The organism is Rubrimonas sp., from assembly GCF_036788415.1.
In the GTDB taxonomy this organism is placed as follows: Bacteria; Pseudomonadota; Alphaproteobacteria; order Rhodobacterales; family Rhodobacteraceae; genus Rubrimonas.
Genome location: NZ_DAIQNN010000030.1, coordinates 1 through 12675, shown reverse-complemented (window position 1 = coordinate 12675; position 12675 = coordinate 1). Strand labels below are relative to the sequence as shown.

The 12675-nt window shown below is 70.5% G+C and carries 13 protein-coding genes; 9 read left to right on the top strand and 4 right to left on the bottom strand.

The window, feature by feature from the left end; genetic code table 11:
- The first annotated feature begins 85 nt into the window (after nucleotides 1–85).
- From V7Q31_RS09245 to V7Q31_RS09205, 9 genes are read left to right on the top strand one after another with little or no spacing between them, the layout of a single operon-like run.
- The gene (locus tag V7Q31_RS09245; RefSeq protein WP_333833431.1) at nucleotides 86–463 is read left to right on the top strand and encodes a FlgB family protein; all 378 of its coding nucleotides are present in this window, start codon (nucleotides 86–88) and stop codon (nucleotides 461–463) included.
- Nucleotides 464–475: 12 nt separating this feature from the next.
- Nucleotides 476–859 carry a flagellar basal body rod protein FlgC gene (gene flgC / locus V7Q31_RS09240; RefSeq protein WP_333833430.1) on the top strand — a complete coding sequence of 128 codons (384 nt, stop codon included), beginning with the start codon at nucleotides 476–478 and terminating at the stop codon, nucleotides 857–859.
- 5 nt (nucleotides 860–864) lie between these two features.
- Nucleotides 865–1173 (top strand): flagellar hook-basal body complex protein FliE, encoded by a 309-nt coding sequence (locus V7Q31_RS09235; RefSeq protein ID WP_333833429.1) that lies wholly within the window; start codon nucleotides 865–867, stop codon nucleotides 1171–1173.
- Nucleotides 1174–1218: 45 nt separating this feature from the next.
- Nucleotides 1219–1485: a flagellar biosynthetic protein FliQ gene (locus V7Q31_RS09230; RefSeq protein ID WP_333833428.1), complete on the top strand. Its 267-nt coding sequence runs from the start codon at nucleotides 1219–1221 to the stop codon at nucleotides 1483–1485.
- A gap of 1 nt (nucleotide 1486) precedes the next feature.
- Nucleotides 1487–2284, top strand: a complete 798-nt coding sequence (locus V7Q31_RS09225; protein WP_333833427.1) for a lytic transglycosylase domain-containing protein — start codon at nucleotides 1487–1489, stop codon at nucleotides 2282–2284.
- 6 nt (nucleotides 2285–2290) lie between these two features.
- Nucleotides 2291–4396: a flagellar biosynthesis protein FlhA gene (locus V7Q31_RS09220; RefSeq protein WP_333833426.1), complete on the top strand. Its 2106-nt coding sequence runs from the start codon at nucleotides 2291–2293 to the stop codon at nucleotides 4394–4396.
- A gap of 10 nt (nucleotides 4397–4406) precedes the next feature.
- Nucleotides 4407–5204, top strand: a complete 798-nt coding sequence (locus V7Q31_RS09215; protein ID WP_333833425.1) for a flagellar biosynthetic protein FliR — start codon at nucleotides 4407–4409, stop codon at nucleotides 5202–5204.
- Nucleotides 5205–5216: 12 nt separating this feature from the next.
- Nucleotides 5217–6329: an EscU/YscU/HrcU family type III secretion system export apparatus switch protein gene (locus V7Q31_RS09210; protein WP_333833424.1), complete on the top strand. Its 1113-nt coding sequence runs from the start codon at nucleotides 5217–5219 to the stop codon at nucleotides 6327–6329.
- A 13-nt stretch (nucleotides 6330–6342) separates the two neighbouring features.
- A complete protein-coding gene (locus V7Q31_RS09205) occupies nucleotides 6343–6762 on the top strand; it encodes a hypothetical protein (protein WP_333833423.1) in 420 nt (139 codons plus the stop codon).
- A gap of 4 nt (nucleotides 6763–6766) precedes the next feature.
- Here V7Q31_RS09205 and V7Q31_RS09200 read toward each other — a convergent pair whose 3' ends face one another.
- The 4 genes from V7Q31_RS09200 to V7Q31_RS09185 form a co-directional block, all read right to left on the bottom strand.
- Entirely contained in the window at nucleotides 6767–9799 is a 3033-nt protein-coding gene (locus V7Q31_RS09200; protein ID WP_333833422.1) for a valine--tRNA ligase, read from the bottom strand.
- A 66-nt stretch (nucleotides 9800–9865) separates the two neighbouring features.
- Nucleotides 9866–10675: a carbohydrate ABC transporter permease gene (locus V7Q31_RS09195; protein ID WP_333833421.1), complete on the bottom strand. Its 810-nt coding sequence runs from the start codon at nucleotides 10673–10675 to the stop codon at nucleotides 9866–9868.
- On the bottom strand, nucleotides 10672–11544 hold the full coding sequence (locus tag V7Q31_RS09190; RefSeq protein WP_333833420.1) for a carbohydrate ABC transporter permease: 873 nt from the start codon (nucleotides 11542–11544) through the stop codon (nucleotides 10672–10674). Before V7Q31_RS09190 ends, V7Q31_RS09195 begins: the two co-directional genes overlap by 4 nt.
- Nucleotides 11545–11593: 49 nt before the next feature.
- On the bottom strand, nucleotides 11594–12675 hold a 1082-nt coding region (locus V7Q31_RS09185; RefSeq protein ID WP_333833419.1), incomplete at its 5' end, for an ABC transporter substrate-binding protein.

Below are 12675 nucleotides of genomic sequence, written 5' to 3'. Positions count from 1 at the left end.
CCGCGGGGCCGTTCCGGCGGCGGTGACGCATCGGTAACGCCTGAGGGCTTAACTGCCGGTTGCGAAAGACGAGGGAGAACCCCCGATGACCGATCTCGCGATCCTGCGCATGGCCGACGCCCTGGGGCGTCACGCCTCGGCGCGTCACGACCTCATCTCCCGCAACGTCGCCAACGCCGACACGCCCGGCTATCGCGCCCGCGACCTGACCCCCTTCACCGAGCTGATGTCGCGCGCCTCCGAAGGGCCCCGCGCCACGCGGCCCGGCCATCTGCACCACGCGCAGGCGCGCGCGCTGGAGGCCCGCCTCGACAGCGCGATGGGCGCCGACAGCCCCAACGGCAACGACGTGGCGCTCGACGACCAGCTGGCGCGCGCGGCCAAGGCGCTGGGCGACCACGACCGCGCCACCGCCGTCTACGGCAAGACGCTCGACATTCTGCGCAAAGCGCTGGGCCGGTGAGGAGGGCGGGGCATGGGCGACTTCATCTCCACGTTCTCGGTCGCGGCGAGCGGCATGGAGGCGCAGAGCCGCCGCCTGCGGCTGATCTCCGAGAACATCGCCAACGCCGACACGCCGGGCTTCCGGCGCAAGATGATCAGCTTCGAGGAGGCCGCGCGCCAGGGCGGCGTGCAGGTGACGGGGCCGGTGCGGCTCGACCAGGCGCCGCTCGCGCAGATCTACGATCCCGGCAATCCGCTGGCGAACGAGCAGGGGGTCTACGATGGCTCCAACGTCTCGCTGGTGGTCGAAGTGGCCGACGCGCGGGAGGCGCAGCGCAGCTATGAGGCCAATCTGCGCATGTTCGATCAGGCGCGGCGCATGTCGTCGTCGCTGCTCGACCTGTTGAAGCGGTGAGTTGAATGGACGTCCGCGCCCCCCTCGCCGGCCGGCTCTACGCCGACGCCGCCACCCACGCCAAGCCGCAACCGGCGCAACCCACGCAGCAGGCGCCGGCGCAATTCGCCAATTCGCTGCAGGACGGCGCGCTCGAAACTCTGCGCGCCCTGCGCGGCGCGGAGGAGACGGTCAAGTCCGGACTGGCAGGGCGCGCCGACGCGCAGTCGGTCGTGCAGGCGCTGGCGCAGACCGAGCTCGCCGTCGAGACCGCCACCACCGTGCGCGACAAGGTGGTCGAAGCCTACAACGAAATCCTGCGGATGCCGGTCTGACGCGCGCGCGCCTCGGCCCGGCCCCGCCAGCCCGGAGAAGCCGGCGTGAGCGAAGGCCAGATTCTCGACATCCTGCGCGAGATGCTGTGGACGACCTTCGTCGTCTCGACCCCCGTGCTGACCGTGGCGCTGATCACCGGCGTCGCCATCGGCCTCTTCCAGGCGCTGACTTCGGTGCAGGAGATGACGCTCACCTTCGTGCCAAAGCTCGCCGCCATCGCGGTGGTGTTCTGGATCAGCATGGGCGGCACGGGGATGCTGCTCGTGGAGTTCTACCAGCGCCGTATCCTCGCCCTCGTCGCGGGGGGCTGAGATGCGCGCAGCCCTCGCCGCGCTGATCGCGCTCGCCGCGCTCGCCGGACCGGCTCAGGCGTCGCGCGAGGCGGCGCCGCTGGACGATCCGGCGGCGATCTGCCTCGCCACGGCAGACGCAGCCGCCGACGCGCGCGGCATCCCGCGCGCCGTGCTGCGCACGCTGACGCGCACCGAGACGGGGCGGGCGAAGGGCGGGCGGCTGCAGCCCTGGCCGTGGACCGTCAACATGGAGGGCAAGGGGCGCTGGTTCGACAGCCGCGCCGAGGCGCTGGCCTATGTGAAGCGCGAGATGGCGCGCGGCGCGCGCAGCTTCGACGTCGGCTGCTTCCAGATCAACTACCGCTGGCATGGCGAGCATTTCGCCTCGGTCGAGGAGATGTTCGAGCCGGAGGCCAACGCCGACTATGCGGCGCGGTTCCTCTCGGGCCTGTTCGCCGAGACCGCGAACTGGTCGCAGGCGGCCGGCTTCTACCATTCGCGCACGCCGCATTTCGTGCAGCGCTACCGCGCCCGATTCGACGACATCCTCGCCCGCGGCGACCCCGACGCGCCCTTCGATCCTTCCGCCCCTGCGGACGCTCCCCGGATCGCCGCCGCGCCGCCCCCAGTCTCCACGCGCCGCCCTGTCCCGCCGGAATGGCGGCTGCGCGCGGCGGCGGCGGAGCGAAGCGCAGGCGCCGTGGCCGTGCGGCTCGGAACCGGTGCGACGGCGATGTTCCACCCGACGCAGGGCGGGCTTCTGCGCCTGTCCGGCGGCCCTCTCCTGCGCGGCGCCTCCCGCGCCCTGATCGACTAGACGCACATGGCCGAGCCCGCCGCCCCCATCGCCCTGCCCGAGTTCAACTTCGCGATGCTGCGCCAGCCCACGGTGTTCCTCGCCGTTGCGCTGATGGCGATCATCGTGATGATGGTGCTGCCGGTGCCCTCCTGGGTGCTCGACATCGGGCTCGCAGCCTCCTTCGCGCTGGCGATCCTGATCTTCACGACGACGCTCTTCATCGAGCGCCCGCTCGACTTCTCGGCCTTTCCCACCGTGCTGCTCGCCTCGCTGATGCTGCGGCTCAGCCTCAACGTCTCCTCGACCAAACTGATCATCGGACAGGGGCATGAGGGCACCGACGCCGCCGGCGCGGTGATCGAGGGCGTGGCGATGTTCGTGATGGGGGGCGACGTGTTCCTCGGGCTCGTCGTGTTCGGCGTGCTGCTGATCGTCAACTTCATCGTCATCACCAAGGGCGCAGGCCGCATGGCCGAAGTCGGCGCCCGCTTCGCGCTCGACGGCATGCCCGGCAAGCAGCTCGCCATCGACAGCGACATGGCCGCCGGCGCGATCAGCCACGCCGAAGCGTCGGCGCGGCGCAAGACGGAGCAGGAGGAGACGACCTTCTTCGGCTCGCTCGACGGCGCGTCGAAATTCGTGAAGGGCGACGCGGTGGCGGGATTGCTGATCACGCTGCTGAACCTGCTTATGGGCGTGGCGATGGGCGCGGGCGTCCACGGCATGGACATCGGCGACGCCTTCCGCACCTATGCGATCCTGACGGTCGGCGACGGGCTGGTGAACCAGATCCCCGCCGTGATCATCTCGATCGGTTCGGCGCTGCTGCTGTCCAAGGGCGGGGCCTTCGGCGCGGCGGACCGGGCGCTGACCCGCCAGCTCGGCGCCTATCCGCTGGCGCTGGCGACGGTGGCGGCGCTGCTGGGGCTGTTCGCGCTGCTGCCCGGCCTGCCCTTCATTCCCTTCCTGATGGGCTCGGCGGCGCTCGGCGGCGCGGCGTGGCTCGCCGAGAAAGAGCGGCGGGCCGCCCTCGTCAAACCCGCCGAGGTCGACGAGAAGACCGACGCAGCGCCGAAGAAGACGCTCGGCGACACGCTCGACCTCGACGAGATCCATGTGCTGTTCGCCCCGGACCTCGTCGCGACCGTGATGGACCCCGCGACCGGGCTCGACGCGCGCATCGCCAACATCCGCCAGCACATCGCCGCCGCCTGGGGCGTCGTGATCCCCGACATCCGCCTGACCGACGACCCCGCGCTGCCCGACGGGACATACGCCATCCGCATCCAAGGGGTGGAGGCCTCGCGCAACATCCTGCGCCGGGGCAAGGTGCTGGCGCTGCTGTCGGAGACCCGACCCTTGCTCACCCCGGGCGAGGACGTGCGCGAGCCGGTCTACGGCGCCCCCGCCCGCTGGATCGACGCCGACCGCAAGGAGGAGGCGAGCCTCACCGGCATGGCGGTGGTCGGCCCGGTCGAAGTGGTGGCGACGCATCTGCTGGAGACCATCAAGGACAATTTCGGCCGCCTGTTCAGCCGCCGCGTGCTGCGCCGGTTGCTGGAGGAATTCGTCACCGTCTCCGACCCGATCCGCGCCGAGGCCAACCGGCGCATCCTCGACGAATTCGTCCCCGACAAGGTGCCGGTGGACCTGTTGCAGGGCGTGCTGCGGCTTCTGCTGGAGGAGCAGGTGTCGGTGCGCAACCTGCCGCTGATCCTGGAGGCCATCGCCGAGGGCCGGGCCTATGGCGCGGCCGAGAACGTGGTCGAGCATGTGCGCCGGCGGCTCGGCTTCCAGCTGGTCGCCGAGCTGCGCGAGGCCGACGGCGCGCTGCCGCTGGTCCAGCTCGGGCCGGAATGGGAGGCGCTGTTCCAGACCCATGAGAGCCCCGGCGAAGGCGGGACGCATGACGTCGCCCTGCCGCCGGCCGAATTCAACCGCCTCGCCAAGGCCGTCGCCGACAAGGTGGCGGAGGCCGCGCGGTCGGGGCGGCGCGCCGTGGTGGCGACCTCGACCCGGCGGCGGCGCTTCGTGCGCACGGTGCTGTCGGCGAAGGGGCTTTCCAACCCGGTGCTGTCCTATGAGGAGATCGGCTCGGATGTGAAGCCCGCGCTGGTCGGCGTCGCGTGAGCGCCGGGCCATGACCGCCGAGGACATCCTCGCCCGGCTCGACCCGTTCCTGCAGATGGGACAGGCCTCGGTCTACGCCGCCTTCGCGGTGTTCGCCCGCGTCAGCGCCATGGTCGCCCTGCTGCCCGGCCTCGGCGAGAACGCGCTGCCTGCGCGCGTCAAGCTGGGCGGCGCGCTGGCGCTCGGCGCGCTGATCTGGCCCGCGGTCGCCCCGCTCGCCGATCTGGTCGGCGCGACCCCGGCGGAGCTTGGGCGGACCATGGTGGCGGAGGCGGTCTGCGGCATGGTGCTGGGCCTGTCGGTGCGGCTGATGATCTTCGCGCTGCAGATGGCGGGCTCGATGGCGGCGCAGGCGACCTCGGTCGCGCAAATGTTCGGCGAGGGGCTCACCGCAGACCCGCAACCCGCTTACGCCAATCTGCTGGCGGTGGCGGGGATTGTGCTCGCCTTCGCGCTGGGGCTGCCGGCCTACGCCGCCGCCGCGCTGATCGAGAGCTACCAGCATCTGCCCTTCGGGGTCTTTCCGCTCGGCGCGGAAGTCGCCGACTGGGGCGCGCGGCGGGTGGCGGGGGCGTTCTCGCTCGCGCTGTCGCTCGCCGCGCCCTTCGTGCTGGCGGCCTTCGTCTACAATGTGGCGCTGGGCGCGATCAACAAGGCGATGCCGCAGCTGATGGTCGCCTTCGTCGGCGCGCCCGCGATCACCGCCGGCGCGCTTCTGCTGATGTTTCTCGCCACGCCCGTGGCTCTGCGCCATTGGGGCGACGACCTGACCGACGTCATGGCCGCGCCGCTTTTCGCGCGGCCCTGAGCGGAGGGCGGCATGGCCGAGGACGGCGATCAGGGCCAGGACAAGAGTTTCGAGCCCACCGAGCGCAAGCTCGACCAGGCCCGCGAGAAGGGCGACGTGCCGCGCTCGATCGACGTCAACGCCGCCGCCGCCTATCTCGCCTTTCTGGGCATGCTGCTGACGCTGGGCGCCGCCGCCGCGGAGCAGTTCACGCAAGCCGCGATGGTGTTTCTCGGCTCGGTCGACCGGCTGGAGGGGCGCATCCTCGGGCCCGGCGGGCTGGCGCTCGCAGGCTGGCTGACGGGCAAGGCGGCGCTCGCGACGGCGCCGGTGTTCCTCGCGCCGGCGGCGGCGGTGCTGGCCTCGCTGCTGGCGCAGCGCGCCATCGTCGCCTCCACCGAAAAGCTCAAGCCCAAGCTCTCGCGGATCGACCCGATCGAGGTGGCGGGCAACAAGTTCGGCCCGACCGGCATCGTGGAGTTCCTCAAGAGCGCCGCCAAGATGGCGCTGATCTCCACGGCGCTTTGGTGGTGGCTGATCGCCCATGCCGAGCAGCTGGTGCGCACGGCGGGGATGGAGGCGCGCGCCCTGCCAAGCGAGCTGAGCCGCATGGGGGTTTCGCTGCTGACGCTGGTCGCCGCGATCTCCGTGGCCATCGCCGCGGTCGACTTTCTCTGGCAGCGCTACGACCACGCCCGCAAGCTGCGGATGTCGCTCGAAGACCTGCGCAAGGAGAGCAAGGAGGTCGACGGCGACCCCTACATGAAGCAGGCCCGCCGCGCCCGCGCCGAGGCCATCGCCACCAACCAGATGCTGCAGCAGGTTCCCAAGGCCGACGTGGTGATCGTCAACCCGACCCACTACGCCGTGGCGCTGAAATGGGACCGCAAGCCGGGCGCGGCGCCGCGTTGCGTCGCCAAGGGGGTCGACGCGGTGGCGGCTCAGATCCGCGCGCGGGCCATGGAGGCGGGCGTGCCGATCCATCGCGACCCGCCGACCGCCCGCACGCTGCACGCGACGGTCGACCTCGGCAAGGAGGTCCACCCCGACCATTACCGCGCCGTCGCCGCCGCGATCCGCTTCGCCGAGGACATCCGCCGCCGCGCCCGCGAGCAGGGATTCCGCCCGCGCCCGCGCGCCGACTGAAGGGAGCGCTCCGATGCCCGTCGACCCTCTCGCCGCCCTGCGCAAGCTCGCCGAGCTGAAGGAGAAGCGCGCGCTGGCCGAGCTCGCGGCGGCGCAGGCGCGCGCGCGGGCCGAGGCCGAAGCCGCGGCGCGCGCCGACGCCGCGGTCGCGCAGACCTATGACGACGCGCCCGAGGACGGCGCGGCCCTGCAGCGGGCGTGGGCGCAGCGGGGCGCCTTCGAACGGGCGGCGCGCGCGGCGCGCGAGCGGTCGGCGCTTCGCGACGTCGAGGCCGGGGCGGCGCGCGACGCCGCCGCCCTCGCCCATGCCCGCGCGCTCGGCGCCGCCGACCTCCAGCGCCGCGCCGAAAGCGCCCGCGCGCAAGCCGACGCGCGGCGCGCCGAGCGCGCGACCGGCGTGCTCACCTCGCTGCGCCGCCCGCTCGACCTCTGAGGTCTCAGGCGATCTCGGCCAGCCGCGCGAGCGCCGCGCCGAGCCGCTCGGCCTCGAACGCCGCCGCCGCGCGCCGGGCGCGCTGCTCGTCCACCACCGCCTCGGGGGCCTTGGCGAGGAAGGCGGCGTTGGCGAGCTTGGCGTCGATGCCCTTGATCTCGGCTTCGGCCTTCTGGGCGGCCTTGCGCAGCCGCGCCCGCTCGGCCTCCACGTCGATCACGCCGGCGAGCGGCAGGCAGAGCGTCGCGCCCGAGACGGCGGCGCTCAAGGCGCCTTTCGGCGGGGCGTCGGCGAAGGCGACGGCGGAGAGCCGCGCGAGCCGCCGGATCAGCGCGTCGCCGGCCGCGAGCCGCGCCCGCGCGGCCTCGTCCGCGCCGACCGCCACCAGTTCGAGCTGCGCCGCCGGCGGCACGTTCATCTCGGCCCGCGCCGAGCGGATCGCCTCGATGGCGGCGATGGTCCAGCCGAGATCGGCGTCGGCCTGCGGATCGGCGAGCGTCTCGGGGTCGAGCGCCGGCCAGTCGGCGTGGATGAGCGGCGTCGCGCGCGGCCCGGTCTGGCGCCACAGCTCCTCGGTGACGAAAGGCATGATCGGGTGCAGGAGCGCCAGAAGCTGGTCGAGCGCCCAGGCGGCGCAGGCGCGCGTCTCGGCGCGGTGGGTGTCGTCCTCGCCTTGCAGGAGCGGCTTGGCGAATTCGAGATACCAGTCGCAATAGACGCCCCAGACATGGGCGTAGAGGGCGTTGGCGGCGTCGTTGAAGCGATACGCGGTCAGGGCCGCGTCGACGCTGGCGCGCAGCCGCGCCGTCTCGCCGACGATCCAGCGGTTGACGGGGGCGCGGCAAGCGGCGGGGTCGAAACCGGGGTCGCGCGCGCAGCCGTTGAGTTCGGTGAAGCGGGCGGCGTTCCAGAGCTTGGTCGCGAAGTTGCGGTAGCCCTCGACGCGGGAGACGTCGAGCTTGAGGTCGCGGCCCATCGCGGCCATCGAGGTCAGCGTCATGCGCACCGCATCGGCGCCGTACTGGTCGATGAGCGTCAGCGGGTCGATGATGTTGCCGAGGGATTTCGACATCTTGCGGCCCTTGTCGTCGCGGACGAGGGCGTGGATGTAGACGTCGCGGAACGGCACTTCGTCCATGAAGTGCAGCCCCATCATCATCATCCGGGCGACCCAGAAGAAGATGATGTCGAAGCCGGTGGAGAGCACGGCGGTGGGGTAGTATTTCTTCAGCTCCGCCGTGTCGTCGGGCCAGCCGAGGGTGGAGAAGGGCCAGAGGGCGGAGGAGAACCAGGTGTCGAGGACGTCGGGGTCGCGGACGAAGGGGATTTTTCCGTCTAGATCGGCAACGCTCTCTAAGGCGCTCCAGCTTTCCAACTCAGTGACACCAGAGAATTCAAAGCCCTTCGGTCGGTAATAGCTCTCGATGGCGTTATGAGCCGCGGACGCAAAATCGACCCCGCAGAACGGGATCGTATCCTCGAAGTCGAGTTCGTAATCATGAGGCGGCAAGGAATCCACTTTGAGGGAAGGCCCATACCAAACAGGGATCTGGTGCCCCCACCAAAGCTGGCGCGAAATGCACCACGGCTCGATGTTGTCGAGCCACTGGAAATAGGTCTTGGACCAGTTCTCCGGCGCGAACTTCGTGCGGCCGTCCGCCACCGCAGAGCGCGCCTCCACCGCCAGCTTCGCAGCGTCAACGAACCACTGGTCGGTGAGCATCGGCTCGATGACGACTTTCGAGCGGTCGCCGAAGGGCTGCATGATCTTCTTGGCCTCGACCAAGGGAACCGGGTTCCCCTGCCCGTCCGTGGTCGTCACCGCGAGCCCCTCGGCGGTGATCGCCGCGACGACGCGCTTGCGGCACTCGAAGCGGTCGAGCCCGCGATACTCGTCGGGCACGAGGTTGATGCGGTCGATATCGTCCTCGGTCTTGGGGCCGGTATCGAAAACAAAACCGGACTCCGCATGCGGATCTGGCACACCCGCGAGGCGGTTGGCTTCAGCAGCGCACTCCGCATACGGCGCACCATCCGCGCGCATCTGCGCCTTCGTATCCATCAGCCGATAGCACGGGATGCCGTTGCGCTTCGCCACCCCGTAATCGTTGAAGTCGTGCGCGCCGGTGATCTTCACCGCGCCCGAGCCGAAGTCCGGGTCGGGATACATGTCGGTGATGATCGGGATCAGGCGGCGGTGTTCCTTCGGCCCGACCGGGATTTCGCAGAGTTTTCCGACGATCGGCGCGTAGCGTTCGTCGGATGGATGCACCGCCACCGCGCCGTCGCCCAGCATCGTCTCGGGGCGCGTCGTTGCGATGGAGATATAGTCGCGCGTCTCGCGCAGGGTGACGTTTCCGTCCGCGTCCTTCTCGACATATTCATAGGTCTCGCCGCCGGCGAGCGGATATTTGAAGTGCCACATGTGGCCGTCGACTTCGACGTTCTCGACTTCGAGGTCGGAGATGGCGGTCTCGAAATGCGGGTCCCAGTTGACCAGCCGCTTGCCGCGATAGATCAGGCCCTCGTCGTAGAGCCGCTTGAACACGGTCAGCACGGCGCGGCTCATCTGGTCGTCGTCGGTCTCGCCGAGGGTGAAACGGGTGCGCGACCAGTCGCAGGAGGCGCCGAGGCGGCGGAGCTGCCCGAGGATCACAGATTCGGACTCGCGCTTCTGCCGCCAGACGCGCTCGACGAACGCCGCCCGCCCCATCTCGCGCCGGCCCGGGTTCCCCTCCTCCGCCAGCTTGCGCTCGACCACCATCTGCGTCGCGATGCCGGCGTGATCCGTGCCGGGCTGCCACAGCACGTCAGCGCCTTGCATCCGTTTCCAGCGCACCAGCACGTCCTGCAGCGTGTTGTTGAGCGCGTGGCCCATATGCAGCGAGCCGGTGACGTTGGGCGGCGGGATGACGACGCAGAAGCTCTCGGCGCCGGGCCGCGCATTGGCGCCGGCCTTGAAGCGGCCTTCCGCCTCCCACATGGCGTAGAGGCGCGGCTCGGCCTCGGCGGCGTCGAAAGTCTTGTCCATGGTCATCGCAGCGGTCCCGTTGTTGCGCAGGCGGGTTTAGCGCGCGCGGGACGGCGCGCAAAGGGCGGCGGATCAGCGGATGCCGGCGCGCATGAAGCTCTGCACGAAGGCGCGCTGGAACAGCAGGAAGCCGATCAGCAGCGGCGCCGAAGTCGCCAGCGCCGCCGCCGAGATCACCGCCCAGTCGATCCCCTGATCGACGCTCGCGAAGACCTGAAGGCCCACGGTGACGGGCCGCGTCGTGACAGAACTCGTCACCACCAGCGGCCACAGGAAATTGTTCCAGTGGAAACTCGCCATCACCAGCCCATAGGCGACGTAGACCGGGCGGGCGAGCGGCACATAGACACGCCAGAGCACGGTCAGCGGCCCCGCGCCCTCGATAACGGCGGCCTCCTCCAGTTCCTTGGGAACCTGCCGGAACGTCTGGCGCAGCAGGAACACGCCCAGCGCCGAGCCGAGATAGGGGATCGCCACGCCGGCGAGGCTGTCGAGCAGGCCGAGCCGGCTGACGGTGGCGTAGTTCTGCACCATCAGGATTTCCGGCGCGACCATCAGCTGCACCAGCACCAGCGCGAACAGCAGCCCCGAGCCCGGAAACGTCCACCGCGCGAAGGCGTAGGCGGCGAGCGTGCAGAGGACGAACTGCGCGGCGATCACGCCCGTGACCAGCAGGGCAGTGTTGAGCATGTAGCGTCCGAAGGGCGCCGCCGCGAAGGCGCGCTCGAAATTCCCGGTCGTGAGCGGCGCGAGCGGGTCGAAGCTGGTGAGATACTCCGGCGGGTGGATCGCCGCCCACAGCGCGAACAGGATCGGCGCGAGCCACAGCGCAGCCAGCATCCAGGCGCCCACGGCCTCCAGCGGCGGCGTTCGGTCGGTCATCGGTAATGCGTCCCGCGGTCCATCAGGCGGAACTGGACCGCCGCCGCGACGCCGAGGATCGCGAGAAGCAGGACCGTCAACGCCGAGGCCTGCGCGGTGTCCCAGAACCGAAAACCCACTTCCCAGATGTGGAAGAGCAGCAGGTTGGTCGCGTTGTTCGGTCCGCCCCCGGTCATCGCGAAGATGTGGTCCACCACGCGGAAGGCGTTGATCAGCGCGTTCACCGCGACGAACAGAGTGGTGGGCGCGACCAGCGGGATCAGCACCCGGCGCACATAGCTCCAGCGCCCGCAGCCCTCGAGCCGCGCCGCCTCGGCCAGCGCCGGCGGCACGGCCTGAAAGGCGGCGAGGTAGAAGATCATGAAGAACCCCGCCTCTTTCCACACCGCCACGACGACCACCGCCCAGAGCGCGGTGGCGTCCGAGCCGAGCCAGTTGGTCGACGGCAATCCGAACGCGCCGTGAAGGAGCTGGTCGAGCAGGCCGAAGCCCGGCGTGTAGAAGAACAGCCAGATGTTGGCGGCTGCGACCATCGGCAGGATGGTCGGGGTGAAGAAGGCGAGCCGCGCGAAGGCCCGCCCCGGCATCCGCCCGTTCACCCAAAGCGCCATCAGGAAGGCGAGCGCGATCGCCGCCGGCACGGTCGCGGCGGCGTAGAGCGCGCTGTTCCACAGCACTTTCGCCAGCACCGGATCGTCGAGCATCGCCAGATAGTTGTCCGCCCCCGCCCATTGCGCGGGGCGTCTGCCGCGCGGCGTGGTGAACAGGCTCTGCCAGAAGGCGAGGATCGCCGGAAAATGCGTGAAGGCGACGAGCAGCGCGAATCCCGGCGCGAGCAGCAGATAAGGGGTGAGAGAAAATCGGCGCATAGCGGGGCGGACGGCCCGGAGACCCGGGCCGCCCCTGATCCCGTCCGGCTCAGCGATAGGCGGCGAGGATGCGCGTGGCTTCCGCCTGCGCCTCGGCCAGCGCCTCGGCGGGGGTCTTCTGGCCCAAGAGCGCCGCCTGCAGCGCGTCGTTGAGCACCCGCGTCACGCGCTGGTTCTCATGCGTGGACAGCTCGGCGGTCGCGAATTCGAGCTGGTCGCGCGCGACGGTCGCGGGCGGGAACTCCGCCGCATAGGCCTTCATCGCCTCGGTCTCCCAGGCGGCGGGGCTGACGGCGACATAGCCGGTGCGGATCGACCAGTCGGCGGCCATCTCCGGCGAGGTCAGCCAGCGGGCGAAGCGGAAGGCCGCCTTCTGCGTCTCCTCCGGCGCCGCGCTGAAGATGAAGATGTTGCCGCCGCCGGTGGGCGCGCCGCGGCTCTGCTTCGCCGGCAGCATCGCGACGCCGAAGGGGAAGGGCGCGTTGTTGCGGATGTTCGTGAGGTTGCCGGTGGTCGTCCAGACCATCGCCGACTCGCCCTCGAAGAAGGCTTGCGGCGTCGCGCCCCATTCGATGATCCCCGGCGCCATCACGCCATGCTCGCCGGAAAGCGCGACGAGGAATTCCAGCGCCTCGATCACTTCCGGCGCGTCGAAATAGACCTCGTTCCCGTCGCCGTTCATCAGCACGGCGCCGTTGGCCGTGGTCAGGCCCTGGAACAGCCAATAGGGGAAACCGGAAGTCGGGATGCGCACGCCCCAGCGGGCGACATTGCCGGCGGCGTCGCGCTTGACCAGCGCCTTGCCCATCTCGACCATCTCGTCCCAGGTCGCGGGCGGCGTCTCGGGGTCGAGGCCGGCTTCGGCGAAGGCGTCCTTGTTCCAGTAGAGCACCGGGGTCGAACGCTGGAAGGGCAGCGACCAGACCTTGCCGCCGACCTGCCCGTTGGCGAGGAAGGCCGGGAAGAATTCGGTCAGATAGGCGCGGTCCTCGTCGGTCTCGGCGAGGTCGTCGAGCGCGGCGATCACGTCCTCGTCGTAGAGGGTGAAAGTGTCGACCGAGAGCAGCACCGCCATGGCCGGGCTGTCGCCGCCGCGGATCTGGGTCAGGGTGCGGGCGATCGTGTCCTGAT